General features: G+C 57.6%; 1 pseudogene. It reads right to left on the bottom strand.

Going from position 1 to position 271, the window contains the following annotated elements:
• Window positions 1-207, bottom strand: a pseudogene (locus SM755_RS23675) (site-specific integrase); the annotation flags it as partial.
• Between the last annotated feature and the right edge of the window lie 64 nt (window positions 208-271).

Raw genomic sequence — 271 nt, forward strand, 5'->3', positions numbered from 1 at the left:
GTTCTTGATTGCCGTTCCCTGGTCTGGGCGATGACGGACATCGAGGTACTGCTCGTCTGGGTGGTAGTCATCGAGGTCCAACGCGTGTGCGGCTCCGACGCGCACCATCGTGTGCCACAGTAAGGCGATTGTGACGTGCCCCAACGTCGCGTACTGGTATTTTTCGAGTTGAGCCAGTACGTTCGTAGCCTGATCCGAATCAAGCATGACATCCCGAGTGTTTTGCTCTGGCGTCAGTGAGGGGGAGCGAACCTTCGTGCTCAAGTCCTGC

This window comes from Natrialba sp. PRR66 (assembly GCF_034808065.1).
Lineage (GTDB): Archaea > Halobacteriota > Halobacteria > Halobacteriales > Natrialbaceae > Natrialba > Natrialba aegyptia.